At 69.1% G+C, this 17,230-nt stretch carries 16 protein-coding genes, 1 pseudogene and 1 riboswitch; of the genes and pseudogenes, 10 read left to right on the top strand and 7 right to left on the bottom strand.

Annotated features, from left to right (window positions below):
• The first annotated feature begins 63 nt into the window (after window positions 1–63).
• Window positions 64–1,086 (top strand): serine hydrolase, encoded by a 1,023-nt coding sequence (locus MB1_RS07895; protein ID WP_157083948.1) that lies wholly within the window; start codon window positions 64–66, stop codon window positions 1,084–1,086.
• A gap of 58 nt (window positions 1,087–1,144) precedes the next feature.
• On the opposite strand, the gene MB1_RS07890 is transcribed toward MB1_RS07895, so the two are convergent.
• The 3 genes from MB1_RS07890 to MB1_RS07880 form a co-directional block, all read right to left on the bottom strand.
• Entirely contained in the window at window positions 1,145–2,245 is a 1,101-nt protein-coding gene (locus tag MB1_RS07890; protein ID WP_245650100.1) for an adenosine deaminase, read from the bottom strand.
• A gap of 137 nt (window positions 2,246–2,382) precedes the next feature.
• Window positions 2,383–3,702, bottom strand: coding sequence for a thymidine phosphorylase (locus MB1_RS07885; protein ID WP_066905426.1), 1,320 nt, complete (start codon window positions 3,700–3,702; stop codon window positions 2,383–2,385).
• A 106-nt stretch (window positions 3,703–3,808) separates the two neighbouring features.
• Window positions 3,809–4,231 carry a cytidine deaminase gene (locus MB1_RS07880; RefSeq protein WP_066905424.1) on the bottom strand — a complete coding sequence of 141 codons (423 nt, stop codon included), beginning with the start codon at window positions 4,229–4,231 and terminating at the stop codon, window positions 3,809–3,811.
• 259 nt (window positions 4,232–4,490) lie between these two features.
• Between MB1_RS07880 and sdhC the strand changes: the two genes are divergently transcribed.
• The 5 genes from sdhC to MB1_RS07855 all read left to right on the top strand — a co-directional run bounded on the left by sdhC (window position 4,491) and on the right by MB1_RS07855 (window position 9,381).
• A complete protein-coding gene (sdhC, locus tag MB1_RS07875; RefSeq protein WP_084351161.1) occupies window positions 4,491–4,892 on the top strand; it encodes a succinate dehydrogenase, cytochrome b556 subunit in 402 nt (133 codons plus the stop codon).
• Between the two features lies 1 nt (window position 4,893).
• Window positions 4,894–5,337 (top strand): succinate dehydrogenase hydrophobic membrane anchor subunit, encoded by a 444-nt coding sequence (locus MB1_RS07870; protein WP_066905422.1) that lies wholly within the window; start codon window positions 4,894–4,896, stop codon window positions 5,335–5,337.
• A 17-nt stretch (window positions 5,338–5,354) separates the two neighbouring features.
• Window positions 5,355–7,106, top strand: a complete 1,752-nt coding sequence (gene sdhA / locus MB1_RS07865; RefSeq protein ID WP_066905420.1) for a succinate dehydrogenase flavoprotein subunit — start codon at window positions 5,355–5,357, stop codon at window positions 7,104–7,106.
• Window positions 7,106–7,876, top strand: coding sequence for a succinate dehydrogenase iron-sulfur subunit (locus MB1_RS07860; RefSeq protein ID WP_066905418.1), 771 nt, complete (start codon window positions 7,106–7,108; stop codon window positions 7,874–7,876). The genes sdhA and MB1_RS07860 overlap by 1 nt, the downstream gene beginning before the upstream one ends.
• A 161-nt stretch (window positions 7,877–8,037) precedes the next feature.
• Window positions 8,038–9,381: a D-alanyl-D-alanine carboxypeptidase family protein gene (locus MB1_RS07855; protein WP_245650088.1), complete on the top strand. Its 1,344-nt coding sequence runs from the start codon at window positions 8,038–8,040 to the stop codon at window positions 9,379–9,381.
• A 51-nt stretch (window positions 9,382–9,432) separates the two neighbouring features.
• Here MB1_RS07855 and yhjD read toward each other — a convergent pair whose 3' ends face one another.
• Both yhjD and trpS read right to left on the bottom strand, forming a co-directional pair.
• Window positions 9,433–10,437 carry an inner membrane protein YhjD gene (yhjD, locus tag MB1_RS07850; RefSeq protein ID WP_066905414.1) on the bottom strand — a complete coding sequence of 335 codons (1,005 nt, stop codon included), beginning with the start codon at window positions 10,435–10,437 and terminating at the stop codon, window positions 9,433–9,435.
• A 5-nt stretch (window positions 10,438–10,442) separates the two neighbouring features.
• The gene (gene trpS, locus MB1_RS07845; RefSeq protein ID WP_066905412.1) at window positions 10,443–11,468 is read right to left on the bottom strand and encodes a tryptophan--tRNA ligase; all 1,026 of its coding nucleotides are present in this window, start codon (window positions 11,466–11,468) and stop codon (window positions 10,443–10,445) included.
• 80 nt (window positions 11,469–11,548) lie between these two features.
• Between trpS and MB1_RS07840 the strand changes: the two genes are divergently transcribed.
• From MB1_RS07840 to metX, 3 genes are all read left to right on the top strand, one after another.
• Window positions 11,549–12,256 (top strand): VIT1/CCC1 transporter family protein, encoded by a 708-nt coding sequence (locus MB1_RS07840; RefSeq protein WP_066905410.1) that lies wholly within the window; start codon window positions 11,549–11,551, stop codon window positions 12,254–12,256.
• Between the two features lie 114 nt (window positions 12,257–12,370).
• Window positions 12,371–12,489, top strand: a riboswitch (SAM riboswitch).
• Between the two features lie 261 nt (window positions 12,490–12,750).
• Window positions 12,751–14,076 carry a bifunctional o-acetylhomoserine/o-acetylserine sulfhydrylase gene (locus MB1_RS07835; RefSeq protein ID WP_066905408.1) on the top strand — a complete coding sequence of 442 codons (1,326 nt, stop codon included), beginning with the start codon at window positions 12,751–12,753 and terminating at the stop codon, window positions 14,074–14,076.
• Window positions 14,077–14,186: 110 nt separating this feature from the next.
• Window positions 14,187–15,317, top strand: coding sequence for a homoserine O-acetyltransferase MetX (metX, locus tag MB1_RS07830; protein ID WP_066905671.1), 1,131 nt, complete (start codon window positions 14,187–14,189; stop codon window positions 15,315–15,317).
• A gap of 95 nt (window positions 15,318–15,412) precedes the next feature.
• On the opposite strand, the gene MB1_RS07825 is transcribed toward metX, so the two are convergent.
• Window positions 15,413–15,718 carry a DUF3017 domain-containing protein gene (locus MB1_RS07825; RefSeq protein WP_245650087.1) on the bottom strand — a complete coding sequence of 102 codons (306 nt, stop codon included), beginning with the start codon at window positions 15,716–15,718 and terminating at the stop codon, window positions 15,413–15,415.
• The gene (locus tag MB1_RS07820; RefSeq protein ID WP_218000201.1) at window positions 15,715–16,593 is read right to left on the bottom strand and encodes a bifunctional methylenetetrahydrofolate dehydrogenase/methenyltetrahydrofolate cyclohydrolase; all 879 of its coding nucleotides are present in this window, start codon (window positions 16,591–16,593) and stop codon (window positions 15,715–15,717) included. The genes MB1_RS07825 and MB1_RS07820 overlap by 4 nt, the downstream gene beginning before the upstream one ends.
• 173 nt (window positions 16,594–16,766) lie before the next feature.
• Here MB1_RS07820 and MB1_RS07815 point away from each other — a divergent pair.
• Window positions 16,767–17,216 (top strand): annotated as a pseudogene (locus MB1_RS07815) (tRNA (cytidine(34)-2'-O)-methyltransferase); the annotation flags it as partial.
• Between the last annotated feature and the right edge of the window lie 14 nt (window positions 17,217–17,230).

The following is a 17,230-nucleotide window of genomic DNA, read 5'->3' as shown; positions in this document are numbered from 1 at the left end:
CGATCCGTGTCACATTTACGGACTCGAGGAGCCTCGTCGATGGGTGTATTCCGGGGATGGCGCATGCCGATCCGACCACTCCGACTATTGGCTGCGACCATTGTTTCGATTCTTCTCCTGATCGCTGCGGGACGGTTGGACCTGCCGGTCGACGAGGCCGCACCCGCGGCGATGTCGATCGAGGCGGTCTCCGCGGCCGGGGATTCGGCGGGACGGGCGGGGGCCGCGAACCCGATCGCGCCGGCGGGTCTGGCGGTTCCCGACGCGCAGAGTGAAGCGGTTCCCGCGCAGAGCGCGGTGGCTTCGGCGCACGGCGCGGTGGCTTCGGCGCACAGCGCGACGTCCGGGATCAACGCGTTCACCAACAGCGCCGTTCTCGGGGAGAGTTTCGCCCGCCTGGAGGAGACCTTCGACGGCTCGGTCGGTATCGCGATCGCGCCGGTCGGCGGCGGTCGGGTGCTCTCCTACGGCGATTGGTCGACCGGCGACGCCTGGTCGACGATGAAGGTGCCGATCGCCGTGGCCGCCGTCCGGGCGACCGACGGTGGGATCGATGCGGACATCACCGCGGCGATCACCGTGTCGGACAACGACGCCGCCCGCCGACTGTGGGACGGTCTCGCCGGCACGATGTCCTCGGTCGCCACGATTCAAGCCCTACTGACCGAGACCGGCGACACCACCCCGATGGCGGAGCAGTACGCCCAGCAGGGGGACGACTCGTTCGGCGGCCTGACGTGGTCGCTGGTCGACCAGGTCGAGTTCACCGCCCGGTTCCCCTGCCTGGCCGGGGGCGCCCGGGTGATCGCCGAGATGCGCCAACTCACCGAGGAACACCGCTGGGGCCTGGCAGCCGACGGCGCGGCCGCCAAGGGCGGCTGGGGCCCGGATGCGTACGGCAACTATCTCGTTCGCCAGCTCGGCATCGTCACCACCCCCACCGGACGGGCCGCGGTGACGATGGCCGCGCTACCGGCCTCCGGCGAATTCGAGGACGCTACGGCGATGTTGACCGCGATGGCGGCCTGGCTATCGGCGAATCGCGCCGACCTGCCCTCCGGACGCTGTGTCTCGGTGAGCCGCTAGGACTTCCGGAGATCGAAGCGTTCGGCGGGGGTTGGGCCCCCGCCGAACGCCGCGGTCCTCAGTGGCCGCTCGCGACGGCCTGTTCGGCGATCAGCGGGTCGTAGTGCGGCTTGACCATCGTCTCGATCAGATCGAGCCGTTCGTCGAACGGGATGAACGCCGACTTGAGCGCATTGATGGTGAAGCGCTGCAGATCCGCCCAGCCGTAGCCGAAGGTCTCGACCAAACGGCTCATCTCGCGGGTCATGTCGGTATCGCTCATCAGCCGGTTGTCGGTATTGACCGTCACCCGGAAGCGCAGGCGCGCAAGCAGATCGAAGGGGTGCTCGGAGAGTCGGGCCACCGCGCCGGTCTGCACGTTCGAGCTCGGACACAGTTCGAGCGGAATGCGGCGATCGCGCACATTGGTCGCGATCCGTCCGAGCACCGCGCCGCCGTCCTCGCGGAGGGTGATGTCGTCGACGATGCGCACACCGTGGCCGAGACGATCGGCACCGCAGTACGCGAGCGCCTCATGGATCGACGGCAGGCCGAAGGCCTCGCCCGCGTGGATCGTGAAGCGCGCATGCTCCGACCGCATCAGCTCGAAGGCGTCGAGATGGCGGGTGGGCGGGTTACCGGACTCGGCGCCGGCGATGTCGAAACCGACCACTCCGAGATCGCGGTGCCGGACGGCAAGTTCGGCGATCTCGCGGGAGCGGGCGGCATGGCGCATCGCGGTCAGCAGGCAGCCGACCCGGATCGTGCGGCCCCGGTCGCGGGCCTCCTCCACCCCGGCCCGGAACCCGGCGAGCACGTGTTCGACCACCCGGTCGAGCGACAGGCCCGACTCGATGTGCAGTTCGGGGGCATAGCGCACCTCCGCGTAGACCACACCGTCCTCGGCGAGGTCGAGGACGCATTCGCGGGCGACCCGCTCGAGCGCCTCCGGGGTCTGCATCACCGCGACCGTGTGGGCGAAGGTCTCGAGGTAGCGCTCCAGCGATCCGCTGTCCGCCGCGGTGCGAAACCAGGTGCCCAACTCGGTGGGATCGTCCGACGGCAGCGCGTCGTAACCGGCGGCGTCGGCCAGTTCGATGATGGTGGTCGGTCGCAGGCCGCCGTCGAGGTGATCGTGCAGCAGCGCCTTCGGCGCGGCCCGCAACCGGTCGATACTCATCGACGACCCGGCACCCGAGGTCGGCGCGGTCGACGTCGAGACATGTGCACTCATGACGCGACCCTAGCGATCCGCGCGCAGCGACGATGAGTGGCATCGGGATTCGTCGACGCGACCCGCCGCGGCCGAGACGGAGCTCACGCCGAGGGGCCGTCCGCGGCCATCCGCTCGATGATCAACGGCCCGGCGACGCGAGCCGCGTGCCCGGGCGGTCCGATGCGCATCGCCTCGGCGAAGGTGACCCGTCCGGCCGGGAGCCGATCGGCGTCGTCGGCGTACAGCGTCGCCACCGGTTGGCCGCGCCGCACGGCGGCTCCCGGTGCGATATGACAGACCACCCCCGCACCCGCCGAGACCGGGTCGCCCTGCGCCGCCCGACCCGCGCCGAGTCGCCCCGCGGCGAGGCCGACCAGCTTGGCGTCGAGTGCGGTCAGCACGCCGTCCTCGGGCGCGAGCACCTCCTCCGTGTGACGCGCCGTCGGCAGCGGCGCATCCGGGTCGCCGTCGGCGGAGGCGATCACCGCGCGCCAGCGGTCCATCGCCCGCCCGTCGCGCAGGACGTCGCGCGGGTCGACGTGGTCGAGGCCGGCCGCGAGCAGCATCTCGTCGGCCAGCGCCAGCGTCAGTTCGACCACATCGGTGGGGCCGCCGCCCGCGAGGACCTCGACCGCCTCGGCGACCTCGAGGGCATTGCCGACCGCGCGACCGAGGGGCTGGTCCATATCGGTCAGCAGCGCGCTGGTGCGCACCCCCGCCGCTCGGCCGAGGTCGATCATCGTGGCGGCCAGTTCGCGCGCCGAGTCCAGGCCGGGCAGGAAGGCGCCGGACCCGACCTTGACGTCGAGCACCAGCGCCGCGGTGCCCTCGGCGATCTTCTTGCTCATGATCGAGGCGGCGATCATCGGGATCGATTCGACCGTTCCGGTGACATCCCGCAGGGCGTAGAGCTTGCGGTCGGCGGGGGCGAGGTCGGCGCCCGCGGCACAGATGACCGCGCTCACCCGCGGATCGAGCAGGTTCTCCCGAATCCGGTTGCCGGTCAGATCGGCTCGCCAGCCGGGGATCGCTTCCAACTTGTCGAGCGTGCCGCCGGTATGTCCCAGACCCCGTCCGGACAGTTGTGGGACCGCCGCACCGCAGGCGGCGACCAGCGGGGTCAGGACCAACGTGATCTTGTCGCCGACACCCCCGGTCGAATGCTTGTCGACCGTCGGCCGCGTCAACCCCGGATAGCTCGCCCGGCGGCCCGAGTGCACCATCGCCTCGGTCCAGGCCGCGATCTCCCCGGCCCCCATCCCCCGCAGCAGGATCGCCATCGCCAGGGCCGACATCTGCTCGTCGGACACCGTTCCGCGGGTGAAGCCGTCGACCATCCAGTCGATCTGTCGATCCGACAGCGTCCCGCCGTCGCGTTTGGTGGTGATGACCGCTATCGCGTCGATTACGGCGTCGACCATCGCGCCCGTCCCCCGTCCCGTCCCACGGGCCGCTCCCCGACCCGCCCCGCGATCAGTCTCCGCCCAACTCCTCCACCCACTACAAACCGACCTACCGCAACCCCGCCTACTCCCCGGTCGGCGCGCCCGGCCGGACGACCGCGTCGAGATCGTCGGGGCCGAAGGCCAGCGGCAGCAGCGCGGCCAATGTCATCGGTCCGGCGGGGGTGTCGATCAGCATCTCGCCGCCGCCGTGTTCGTAGAGCACCTGCCGACAGCGACCGCACGGGAGAATCGTCTCGCCGCGCGCATCGCAGCACAGCAGCGCCAGCAATCGGCCGCCCCCGGTGGCGATCAGGTTTCCGACCAGCGTGCACTCGGCACAAAGCGCCAAACCGTATGAGACATTCTCCACATTGCATCCGGAGACAATCCGCCCCGAATCCACTAGGGCGGCCGCACCGACCGGATATCCCGAATATGGCGCGTAGGCCCGTGTCATCACCTCGGATGCCGTCTGCCGCAAGGTGTTCCAATCGATGTCCGTCATAGCCACCATCCTGACATCGGACGGGCCGGCGCGTCCGACAAGCGATGTCGTCGGCCCGAAGCCTTTCCCTCTCATTCGGGTAGGCAAACCTAATTGTCACAAATTGGTGCGAAACGTACGACGGAGTTGATTGGTTCCGGACCGGGGCAAGGGATTACAGTTGCGTGACCGGTTCGCGTTACGCGCTCGAGCTGAACGATGTGCACTCCAGATGCCCGTTCACTCGTCACGTCCATCAACGATGCTGGAGGCAGTCACGATGAGCAGTACCCTCACCAGCTCCGGACGGGGGGTGACACGGTCGCTGTATCGCGGCGACCCCGGCATGTGGTCGTGGGTCGCGCACCGCGTGACCGGTGTCATGATCTTCTTCTTCCTTTTCGTACACGTTCTCGACACCGCACTGGTACGTGTCGATCCGAACGTCTACGACCAGGTGATCGACACGTACAAGACGCCGCTGATCGGCCTCTTCGAGATCGGCCTGGTCGGCGCGGTCCTCTTCCACGCCCTCAACGGCGTACGGATCATGCTGGTCGACTTCTGGTCGCAGGGCCCGCGCTATCAGCGTCAGATGCTGTGGACGGTCCTGGTCATCTGGTTGGTGCTGTTCATCGCCGGCGCCGGCCGCATCTTCTACAACATGCTTGTGGGGCACTGACATGAGTTCCGAAGCGAAGGTCCTGGCGACCTCCTACGACCGTCCGGCCGGCCTCGACAACCCGCGCGCGCCCCGGCGCGCCGGCGGCGGCAACTTCGAGCTCTACTCGTGGCTGTTCATGCGACTGTCCGGGCTGGCGCTGATCGTTCTGGTCCTCGGCCACCTGTTCATCATGCTGATGCTCGACTCGGGTGTGCACCGGATCAACTTCGCCTTCGTCGCGGGCCGCTGGGCGAGCCCCTTCTGGCAGATCTGGGATCTTGCGATGCTCTGGCTGGCGATGGTGCACGGCGGCAACGGCCTGCGCACGGTCATCGCGGACTACGCCCGCAAGGACTCGACGCGGTTCTGGCTCAACACTCTGTTGGCGATCTCGATAATTCTGATCGTCGTCACCGGCACGTACGTGATCTTCACGTTCGATCCGAACATCACGGCCTCCTGACGGGAACGAGGACCTCCATGGAAGAACATCGTTACGACGTCGTGATCGTCGGCGCCGGTGGCGCCGGCATGCGCGCCGCGATCGAGGCAGCTCCTCGCGCCCGCACGGCCGTGTTGACCAAGGTGTACCCCACCCGCAGCCACACCGGTGCGGCCCAGGGCGGTATGTGCGCGGCGCTCGCGAACGTCGAGGAAGACAACTGGGAGTGGCACACCTTCGACACCGTCAAGGGCGGCGACTACCTCGCCGACCAGGACGCGGTCGAGATCATGGCCAAGGAGGCCATCGACGCCGTTCTCGACCTCGAGAAGATGGGGCTGCCGTTCAACCGGACGCCCGAGGGCAAGATCGACCAGCGCCGCTTCGGCGGACATACTCGCGATCACGGCAAGGCACCGGTCCGGCGAGCCTGCTACGCGGCCGACCGCACCGGTCACATGATCTTGCAGACGCTGTACCAGAACTGCGTCAAGCACGATGTCGAGTTCTTCAACGAGTTCTACGCCCTCGACATCTCGATCGTCGAGACCGAGGACGGCCCGTACGCCAACGCGGTGATCGCCTACGAGCTGGCGACCGGCGAGATCCACATCTTCCATGCCAAGTCGATCGTCTTCGCCACCGGCGGCTCGGGCCGCATGTACAAGACGACGTCCAATGCGCACACCCTGACCGGTGACGGCATGGGCATCGTCTTCCGCAAGGGCCTGCCGCTCGAGGACATGGAATTCCACCAGTTCCATCCGACGGGTCTGGCCGGCCTCGGCATCCTGATCTCCGAGGCGGTGCGCGGCGAGGGCGGCATCCTGCGCAACGCCGAGGGCGAGCGGTTCATGGAGCGCTACGCCCCGACGATCAAGGACCTCGCGCCCCGCGACATCGTGGCCCGCTCGATGGTCCTCGAGGTACTCGAGGGTCGCGGCGCCGGCCCGAACAAGGACTACGTCTACATCGACGTGACCCACCTCGGCGCGGACGTTCTCGAGGAGAAGCTCCCGGACATCACCGAGTTCTCGCGAACCTACCTCGGCGTCGACCCGGTCACCGAACTGGTGCCGGTGTACCCGACCTGCCACTACGTGATGGGCGGCATCCCGACCCGGATCAACGGCGAGGTCCTGCTCGACAACGACCAGATCGTCAAGGGCCTGTACGCCGCGGGCGAGTGTGCCTGCGTGTCGGTGCACGGCTCGAACCGTCTGGGCACCAACTCGCTGCTCGACATCAACGTCTTCGGTCGCCGCGCCGGGATCGCCGCCGCGGAGTACGCCAAGACCGCGCCGCTGGTGCCGCTGCCGGACAAGCCCGAGCAGATGGTCGTCGACTGGCTGGCCCTGGTGCTCTCGGATCACGGCCACGAGCGGGTCGCGGACATCCGCACCGAACTGCAGCAGACCATGGACAACAATGCGTCGGTGTTCCGCACCGAGGAGACCCTCAAGCAGGCGCTGGCCGATGTCCATGTACTCAAGGAGCGGTACAGCCGGATCACCGTTCAGGACAAGGGAAAGCGCTACAACAGCGACCTGCTCGAGGCCATCGAACTGGGCTTCCTGCTCGAGCTGGCCGAGGTGACCGTGGTCGGCGCGCTCAACCGCAAGGAATCGCGCGGCGGCCATGCCCGCGAGGACTACCCGAACCGGGACGACGTCAACTACATGCGGCACACGATGGCCTACAAGCAGGGCAGCGAGCTGCTGTCCGATATTCGGCTGGACTATAAGCCCGTGGTCCAGACCCGGTACGAGCCGATGGAACGGAAGTACTGATGAGCGCACCGGCAATCGAAGCTCCCACGCTGCCGCCCATCCCCGAGAGCGCGGTGATGGTCACCCTGAAGATCGCCCGCTTCAACCCGGAGGACGATCTGGGCGCGCACTGGGATTCCTTCCAGGTCCCGACGCTGCCGACCGACCGGCTGCTCAACCTGCTCATGTACGTCAAGAACTACCTCGATGGCACGTTCACCTTCCGGCGCTCCTGCGCCCACGGGGTGTGCGGGTCGGATGCGATGCGGATCAACGGTGTCAACCGGCTGGCCTGCAAGGTGCTGATGCGCGACCTGCTGCCCAAGGACAGCAGCAAGTCGCTGACCATCACCGTCGAACCGATCCGCGGACTTCCGGTCGAGAAGGATCTCGTCGTCGACATGGAGCCGTTCTTCGACGCCTTCCGAGCGGTCAAGCCGTACCTGATCACCACCGGTAACGAGCCGACCCGCGAGCGGATCCAGTCGCAGGCCGACCGGCACCGTTTCGATGACACCACCAAGTGCATCCTGTGCGCGTGCTGCACGACCTCGTGCCCGGTGTTCTGGAACGACGGAAGCTACTTCGGCCCGGCGGCGATCGTCAACGCGCACCGGTTCATCTTCGACAGCCGCGACGAGGGCGCCGCGGAGCGCATGGAGATCCTCAACGATGCCGAGGGCGTGTGGCGCTGCCGCACCACCTTCAACTGCACCGACGCCTGCCCGCGCGGGATCGAGGTCACCAAGGCGATCCAGGAGGTCAAGCGCGCCCTGCTGTTCAGCCGCTGAGCCCTGCGACACCCCGCCGACCACGGCGGGATTCGTCGGGATCGAGAGTAGTGTCGAGCCGCCGCATTTCGCGGCGGCTCGACGCATTTCCGCGGCCGGGTGACGGGCGTGCGAGACGGGGTGCGCAGGGGTTGTCCACAGGATCGGGCCGGGCGCACCCGGTGGCCGCATCGAGATGGTTGCGCCCGCTCGCGGCGCTGATCGGTGTCGTGTTGATCGTCGCCGCCGGCGCCCCCGCCGCGGCGCAGCCGACCGGCGACGACACGGTTACCACCCCCGTCACCACCCCGGATACGTCGGCGTGCCCGCACCGGTCGACTCCCCCGCCCCCGGTCGACACCTCCGAGGTCCCGCGGCCGGGACGCTCGACACCCGATCCCGTTCCCGTCCCCGACGAGCCCGTCGGCGGCGGGCGGCTCGACGAATGCGGCGTCATCGTGCCGGACGGCGCCGCCGCTCTCCCGGACGGTCTGACCGCCTCCGCGTGGGTGCTGGCGGACGTCACCGACGGCGTCGTGCTCGCCGCGAAGGACCCGCACGGGCGCTACCGGCCGGCGTCGACGATCAAAACCCTGCTGGCAGCGGTCGCACTCCAGCGGCTCGACCCGGCCCGGGTGATCACCGCGACGGCGGCCGACGCCGTCGTCGAGGGCAGCGCGGCCGGCATCGGTGCGGGCGGCACCTATACGAACTACCAACTGCTCCAAGGTCTGCTGATGGCGTCCGGGAACGACGCGGCGCACGCGATCGCGGCGCAGCTCGGCGGGGAGGACCGCGCTGCCGAAATGATGACCTCTGTCGCACGGGATTTCGGAGCTCGCGATACCCGCGTGGCTCGACCGTCCGGTCTGGACGGGCCGGGGATGAGCACGTCCGCCTACGATATGGCGCTCATCCTGACCTACGGGCTGACCAATCCCACCTTCCGCGAACTGATTTCGACCCCGCAGGCCGAGTTCCCCGGGTACCCCGCCGACGGGGCCGTCCCCGGTGACGTCGACCGGCCCGGCTTCACGCTCGGCAACGACAACCAGTTGCTGCACAACTACCCCGGCGCCCTCGGCGGCAAGACCGGCTTCACCGACGACGCCAGGCATACCTTCGTCGGCGCCGCCGAACGCGACGGCCGCACCCTCGTGGTCACGGTGATGGCCGCCGAGGTCGGCGGCCTGGCGCCGTGGCAACAGGCCGCGGCGCTGTTGGACTGGGGTTTCGCGGGCGACCCGGCCGATGCGGTCGGCACGATCGCCACGGTCGCCGACCTGGCCGAGAATCCCACCGCGGCTGCCACATCGACGGCCACCACAACCGAAGCGCCGCCGCTGCGGCCGACCGAGGTGACCGACTCCGACGGCTCGACCGGGACCACCGCACCCGGAACCGCCACCGACGCGGCCGCCTCGGGCGACGCGGCCGAGTCGTCGATGGTGGCGGTGGCGGCGATCGCGCTCGGCGCGATCATCATGCTGATCGCTGCGGGCATCCGCGCCGCCCGCCGCCGCTGACGGCCCCGGCGAGCCCGGGCGCCGGACCGGGTGGTGCCATGGATCGAACGGTCAGCGTCGCAAGAGGTGCGAGAGGCCGACCGCCGACACCGCGCCGGCTGCGAACGCCAGGACCGGACCCGACCGCCGCTCGGCGGGTGCACGCGGGATCAACGTGGCCGGCGGCGGCGGTTCGATCGGCGCGACCCTGACGTTCTCCTTCGCCGTCGCCGCCCAGGCGGTGCAGAACAGCAACAACCGGCAGGTGACGTTGACGAAGACCATCAGACCGATGATCGGACCGAACACCACGCCCGCGGGCCCGCTGGTGACACTCTCGAGGTAGAAGGCGGCGACCTGCTTGAACACCTCGAAGATCAGCGCCGCCAGCAGACCTGCGCGGGCCGCGCTGCGCAGTTTCACCGTTTCGCGGGGCAGCCGCGCGATGATCACGGTGAACAGCGCCCATGTCGCGAGCAGCGACAGCGCAAGGGCGGTGCCGCGAATGGCGTACTCGATACCGGGCAGATTCTCGAGCCCGACCAACCCCAGGAGACCGCGGATCACCGATCCACTGCTGAGGGCGGACAGTCCCAGCGACAGCAGAACCGCCGCGCCGAGGGCGACCAGCGCACCGAGGTCGACGATCTTGGTCATCACGAAATTCGGCGCATCGGACCGGCTCGACCACATGGCGCTGAGCGCCTCGCGGATGTTCGACATCCAGCCGAGCCCGGTATAGAGCGCACCGAGCAGACCGAGAATGCCGACGGTGTTGCGGGAGTCGATCGCCGCCTCGACCAGGCTGTTGACCGTCTCCCCCAGGCTGCCCGGCACCGCGTTGGTGATCGCCGAACTGATGTCGTCGAGCAGATCCGGCCGCGAGGCGAGCACAAAGCCCGCGATCGCGAACGACAGCATCAGGATCGGGAACAGCGACAGGATGCTGAAGTACGTGATCCCGGCGGCGTAGTAGTCGCCCTTCTGGGAGTTGTAGGTATTGGCCGCCCGCAGGATGTGATCGAACCATCGCCATCGCTCGCGCAGACTCTGCAGGAGCGCGGGAAAGTCGGGCATCGGTGTTATCCCTTCGGTCGGAGAAATCCCACCCCGTCGTACGCGCGGAGCAATGTCTCCGACGCGACCTTCCGTGCACGTTCGGCCCCGGCGTCGAGAATACGGTCCAGCTCCGCCGGATCGGCGACGAACTGCTCGTACCGTTGCTGAATCGGTGTCACAAATTCCTCGAGCGCCGCCGCGGTGTCCTTCTTGAGGTCGCCGTAGCCGGAGCCGGCATAGCCGGCGACCAGGTCCTCGACGGGCCGGCCGGTCAGGGCGGACTGAATGGTCAGCAGGTTGCTCACGCCGGGCTTGTTGTCCGGATCGAAGCGGATCTCGCGCCCGGTATCGGTCACCGCGGAGCGAATCTTCTTCGCCGACACCGCCGGTGGATCGAGCAGCGAGATCAGACCGGCCGGCGTGGCCGCGGACTTGCTCATCTTCGCGGTCGGATTCTGCAGGTCGTAGATCTTCGCGACGCCGCCGACGATCAGCGCCTCGGGGATGACGAAGGTCGACCCGAAACGGGTGTTGAAACGCTCTGCGAGAGTGCGGGTCAGCTCGAGATGCTGGCGCTGATCCTCGCCGACGGGCACGTAATTCGCCTGGTAGAGCAGGATATCCGCGGCCTGCAGGATCGGATAGGTGAACAGTCCGACGCTGCTGGAGTCGGCGCCCTGCTTCTGGGACTTGTCCTTGAACTGCGTCATCCGGGCGGCCTCGCCGTACCCGGTCAGGCACGACAGGATCCAGGTCAGCTCGGCATGTTCGGGGACCTGGCTCTGCACGAAGATCGTCGCGCGCTGCGGGTCGATACCGATAGCCAGCAGCTGTGCGACCGACCCGCGGGTGCGGCGCAGCAATTCCTTCGGGTCGTGGCCGGCGGTGATCGCGTGCATATTCGGAATGAAGTAGAACGCCTCGTGCTCGTCCTGCATGTCGACCCATTGCTTCAGCGCGCCGAGGTAATTGCCGAGATGGAACGAGTCGGCGGTCGGTTGGATCCCGGACAGCACCCGGGTCGCGGCGGAAGGCACGGACGTCACCATGGCTGACGATTCTAGGGGCGCCCCCGAGGTAGGTGAACCTGCGTGCCCGGTACCGGTGGCGGTCCTGCTCGAATAGGTCGATGACCGAAGTACACCCGCATCCCGATGAGCCGCACGACCGGCCGCTGGGAGATCGTCTGAACCGCCTGCGCGCCGCGGTCCTCGGCGCGAACGACGGGATCGTCTCGACCGCCGCCCTGGTGGTCGGTGTCGCCGGCGCCACCAGCGACAGCGGACTGCTGATGTCCGCCGGCGCCGCCGGCCTGATCGGTGGGGCGGTGTCGATGGCGCTCGGCGAATACGTCTCGGTCTCGAGCCAGCGCGATACCGAGACCAGCCTGATCGCCAAGGAAAAGTCGGAGCTGTCGGCGGAACCCGAGGTGGAGCTCGCGGAACTGGCCGACCTGTACCGGCAGCGGGGGTTGTCCGATGAGACGGCGGCCCGCGTCGCCGAGGAACTGACCGCGCACGACGCCCTCGATGCCCACCTCGACGCCGAACTCCACCTCGATCGGACCGACCTGGCCAATCCGTGGGCCGCGGCCGCCGCATCGGCGGCGTCGTTCACCGTCGGTGGTCTGCTGCCGTTCGCCGCGATCGTGCTGTCGTCGGCCCAGCTGCGCGTCCCGATCACCTTCGTCGCGGTGCTGTTGGCGCTGGTCGGGACCGGCTGGCTGTCGGCGACGATCGCCGGAGCGCCGCGGGTGCGCAGCGTGACACGCCTGGTCGTCGGTGGTGCCCTGGCGCTGACGGTCACCTACCTGGTCGGCCTCTGGTTGGGCACCTGACGGTCGACCCGCCCCCTCCGGGGATCGGAATCCGGAGAATCGGACGGATGCGACCCGCCGCCGGATCGACCGGATGTGTACCGGCGGGTGACCGGCTCGCTAATATCGACGATGGGTCATGAGTATCAGCGACAAGCCCCGGCTGGCTGGTCGGCAACCCTCCTACCGCGGTGGGGTGCCCCGGGTGATGACCTGGTTACCCGCTCGAACCCGAGCGGGGGCAAGCGCGGGTCCGCAGAAGTCGGACCCCGGGACACGAACACATCGATGTGTTCGATCGGAGGAACCGACATGTGTTGTTGTCGCCAGTGAGCGAATCGCCCCGTGCCGAAGGCCGAGCTCTGTAGCTCGCCGCCGGCGGGGCCGCACCGTGTTCAACCAGCGAACGACGATCGCGCCGACCGGCCGGGACCACCCGCCCGTCGCGGATCGCCGGTCCGCCGGATGCCGGTGACCATCAGACACATCCTGCCGCCAGAGTCAGAAAGACTGCGATGACCGACCAGCTCGACACCCCCGCTCCCGCCGCCGAGGATCCGACCGCGTCCTGGGGCTTCGAAACCCGCCAGATCCACGCCGGGCAGCAGCCCGATGCGGCGACCAACGCCCGCGCGTTGCCGATCTACCAGACGACGTCCTTCGTCTTCGACAACACCGATCACGCCGCGGATCTGTTCTCGCTCGCCGCGCCGGGCAATATCTACACCCGCATCATCAACCCGACGCAGGGCGTCGTCGAGGAGCGGATCGCCGCCCTCGAAGGTGGCGTCGCCGCGCTGCTGCTGTCCTCCGGGCAGGCCGCCGAGACCATCGCGATCCTCAACCTGGCCCAGGCCGGCGACCACATCGTGTCGAGCCCGCATCTGTACGGCGGCACCTACAACCTGTTCCACTACACGCTGCCGAAACTCGGCATCGAGGTCAGCTTCGTCGACGACCCGGACGATCTCGACCAGTGGCGGGCCGCCATCCGGCCGAATACCCGCGCCTTCTACGGCGAGTCGATCTCGAACCCGAAGAACGACATCTTCGACATCCCCGGCGTCTCCGAGGTCGCGCACGCCAACGGCCTGCCGCTGATCATCGACAACACCGTGGCGACGCCGTACCTGATCCAGCCGTTGAGGCACGGCGCCGACATCGTCGTGCACTCGGCGACGAAGTACCTCGGCGGGCACGGCACCACAATCGCCGGCGTCCTGGTCGACGGCGGCACCTTCGACTGGACCGGCGGACGGCACGCCGGGTTCACCGAGCCGGATCCGAGCTACCACGGACTGGTGTACGCCGAGCTCGGCCCGCCGGCCTATGCGCTCAAGGCGCGCGTGCAGCTGCTGCGCGATATCGGCGCGGCCATCTCCCCGTTCAACGCCTTCCTGATCGCCCAGGGCATCGAGACGTTGAGCCTGCGCGTCGAGCGGCACGTCTCCAATGCGCAGCGGGTCGCCGAGTACCTCGAAGCGCGGCCGGAGGTCACCTCGGTCAACTACGCGGGCCTGACCTCGTCGCCCTGGTACAAGCGCGGCCAGGAGCTCGCCCCGAAGGGTGCGGGAGCGGTGCTGGCGTTCGAGCTCGCGGGCGGGCTGGAAGCCGGCAAGAAGTTCGTCAACGGGCTGACCCTGCACAGCCACGTCGCCAATATCGGTGACGTGCGGTCGCTGGTGATCCACCCCGCGTCGACCACCCACTCGCAGCTGACCCCCGAGGAGCAGGCCTCCTCCGGAGTGACCCCGGGTCTGGTGCGGTTGGCCGTGGGCATCGAATCGATCGAGGACATCATCGCGGATCTCGATCGTGGGTTCGAGGCGGCCTCGAATTGACCGTGATCGACGGTGAGCCGACCTGCTCGCACCCCACGGGTGCGGGCAGGTCGCGCGCCGCGACCACCCGGGGCGTACCGGTCGGTGCGCCCTCCGCCGCGACCGGCGATGTGGAGCCGGTCCGGTACGACGGCCGGATCGAGGTCGTCGACGTCGGCACGCTCACGCTCGAGAGCGGTGCGACGATCCCCGGTGCCCACCTGGTGGTGCAGCGGTGGGGTGCGCTCTCGCCGGAGGGTGACAACGTCGTGCTCGTCGAGCACGCGCTGACCGGCGACTCGCACGTCATCGGCCCGGCCGGTCCGGACCATCCGTCGCCCGGCTGGTGGGAGGGGTCGGTCGGCCCCGGCGCCGCGATCGACACCGATCGGTGGCATGTGGTGGCGATGAACGTGCTCGGCGGCTGCCGCGGCAGCGTCGGACCGTCGTCGCTGCACCCCGATGGATCGCCCTGGGGATCACGTTTCCCCTGGATCTCGATCCGCGATCAGGTCTCCGCCGAACGGATCGCGCTGCGCAGCCTCGGCATCGAGCGCCTGGCCGCCGTCGTCGGTGGATCGATGGGCGGCATGCGCACGCTCGAATGGATCGTCGGGTACCCGGACGAGGTGGGATCCGCCCTGGTGCTGGCGGTCGGCGCCCGCGCGACCGCCGATCAGATCGGCACCCAGTCCACCCAGATCGCCGCGATCACCGCCGACCCGGAGTGGCTCGGCGGGGACTACCACGGCACCGGCCGCACGCCGGAGGCCGGTTTGGGCATCGCGCGACGCATCGCGCATCTGACCTATCGCACCGAGGGTGAGCTCGACGCGCGCTTCGCCAATAGCCCCCAGGAGGGCGAGGACCCGCGCGAGGGTGGCCGGTACGCGATCCAGAGCTACCTCGAGTATCAGGCGGGGAAGCTGGTCGGCCGTTTCGATGCCGGCAGCTATGTCGTGCTGACCGAGGCGATGAACCGTCACGACGTCGGGCGCGGACGCGGCGGGGTTGCGGCGGCGCTGGCGGCGACCAGGGTGCCGACGGTGGTCGCCGGGGTCGATTCCGATCGGCTGTATCCGCTGCGTCAGCAGCGCGAGATCGCCGAGTTGCTCCCGCTGTGCGAGGGCCTGGAGACGATCTCGTCGATCTACGGCCACGACGGTTTTCTCACCGAGACCGAGGACATCGCCGCCCTGCTGCGGCGCACCTTGACCACCGCAGCCGCGCAGCGGAATCGGTCGAGGGTCTCCGAGGACTGAACCCGGTCGGTCGGCTCCCGCTCCGTGGGGCCGACCGGGGGTTCGGTCGGTGCCGAGTGGGCGACCGCTCCCGCACCGCGGGGCCGACCGGTGGGTCAGTCGGTGCCGAGCGGGTCGATCGACAGGGCGATCCACACGATGACCGAACCGACCATCGCGAGCGAGACGGTGTCGAATACCCGGCTGCGGACGGCGAGGACGCCGATCCGCTCGACCGGGGTGGTCAGGCGCAGCGCGGACGTCAGCAGTGCGGCGCCGCCGAGGACAACCGCGCCGCGACGCCACCGTCCGGAGATCACCAGCACCACGGCGACCAGGATCACTCCCCCGACCACGATCAACGGCAGGTTCCGACGGATCGCCTGCTGCAGATACGGGCGGGTGATCCGCTGGACGGTCACGACAGGCCCGCTCCGACCGCGGTCACCCCGGCGGCGGCCTCCGCAGCCTCGACCACATTGATCAGCAGGAACGCGCGCGTCAGCGGACCGACCCCACCCGGATTCGGCGACAGATAGCCGGCGACCTCCGCCACCGCGGGGTCGACGTCGCCGCGCAACCCGTCGTCGGTCCGCGAGACGCCGACGTCGACCACCGCGGCGCCGGGGGCGACCATGTCCGGGGTGATCAGGCCGGCGGCACCGGCGGCGGCGATCACGATGTCGGCGCCGCGCACCTCGGCGGCCAGGTCGCGGGTACCGGTATGGCAGAGGGTGACCGTCGCGTTCTCCGAGCGGCGGGTCAGCAGCAGGCCCATCGTGCGGCCGATCGTCACACCGCGGCCGACGACGACCGCGCGGGCGCCGGCGATCGGCACGTCGAAGCGGCGCAGCAGGTGCAGGACCGCGCGCGGGGTGCAGGGCAGCGGTGCCGGGGTGCCCAGGACGAGACGGCCGAGGTTGAGCGGATGCAATCCGTCGGCGTCCTTGGCCGGGTCGATACGTTCGAGGATCGCGCCGGCGTCGAGGTGGCCGGGCAGCGGCAACTGCACGATGTAGCCGGTGCAGGCGGAGTCGGCGTTCAACTCGTCGATGACCGCTTCGAGTTCGGCCATCGAAATGTCGGCCGGCAGGTCGCGCCGGATCGACGCGATGCCGACCTTGGCGCAGTCGGCGTGCTTGCCGCGCACGTAGGCGGCCGAACCGGGGTCGTCGCCGACGAGGACCGTCCCGAGGCCGGGCACGATGCCTCGCTCCCGCAGGGCGGCCACCCGCTGGGTGAGGTCTGCGAACAACTCTCTGCGGACCAGCCGCCCGTCCATCACCGTTGCGCTCACCGAACCAGAATCTCACGACTCGGTGAACGCGCCTGCGGCGGCACGCGGCCGCCGCGGGCCGTTGCGGCGAGCCCGGCCGACGGCGGGGTGGGTGGCCGCGGTCGCGCGGTGGCGGGTCCCGCGGATCAGGGCCCGTCGCCGAACCGCTCCGCGGGGCCGGCAGGCTGGTTCGGGTGTTCCGAGTGATGTTCTTCTCGCCGCGTATCCCTCCGAATACCGGCAATGCGATTCGGCTGGCCGCGGTGACCGGCGCGACGCTGCACCTGGTCGAACCGCTCGGATTCGATCTATCGGAACCGAAGCTGCGGCGGGCCGGACTCGACTACCACGACCTGACCTCGGTGACGGTGCACCCGTCGCTGCCGCAGGCGCTAGCCGATATCGGGCCGGTGCGGGTCTTCGCGTTCACTGTCGGCGGCACCGTGCGGCATACCGATATCGCGTATCGGCCGGGCGATGTCCTGCTGTTCGGGCCCGAGCCCACCGGCCTGCCGCCCGAGGTGCTGTCCGATCCGGCGATCACCGAACGGGTGCGGATCCCGATGCTGCCCGGCCGGCGGTCGCTGAACCTGTCCAATGCGGCGGCCGTCGTGGTCTACGAGGCGTGGCGCCAGTACGACTTCATCGACCCGGGCAC

The sequence above is a fragment of the Millisia brevis NBRC 105863 genome (assembly GCF_001552615.1).
GTDB lineage: Bacteria > Actinomycetota > Actinomycetes > Mycobacteriales > Mycobacteriaceae > Millisia > Millisia brevis.
Note: the sequence above shows the minus strand (reverse complement) of the source record. Positions and strands in the feature narration are given on the sequence as shown.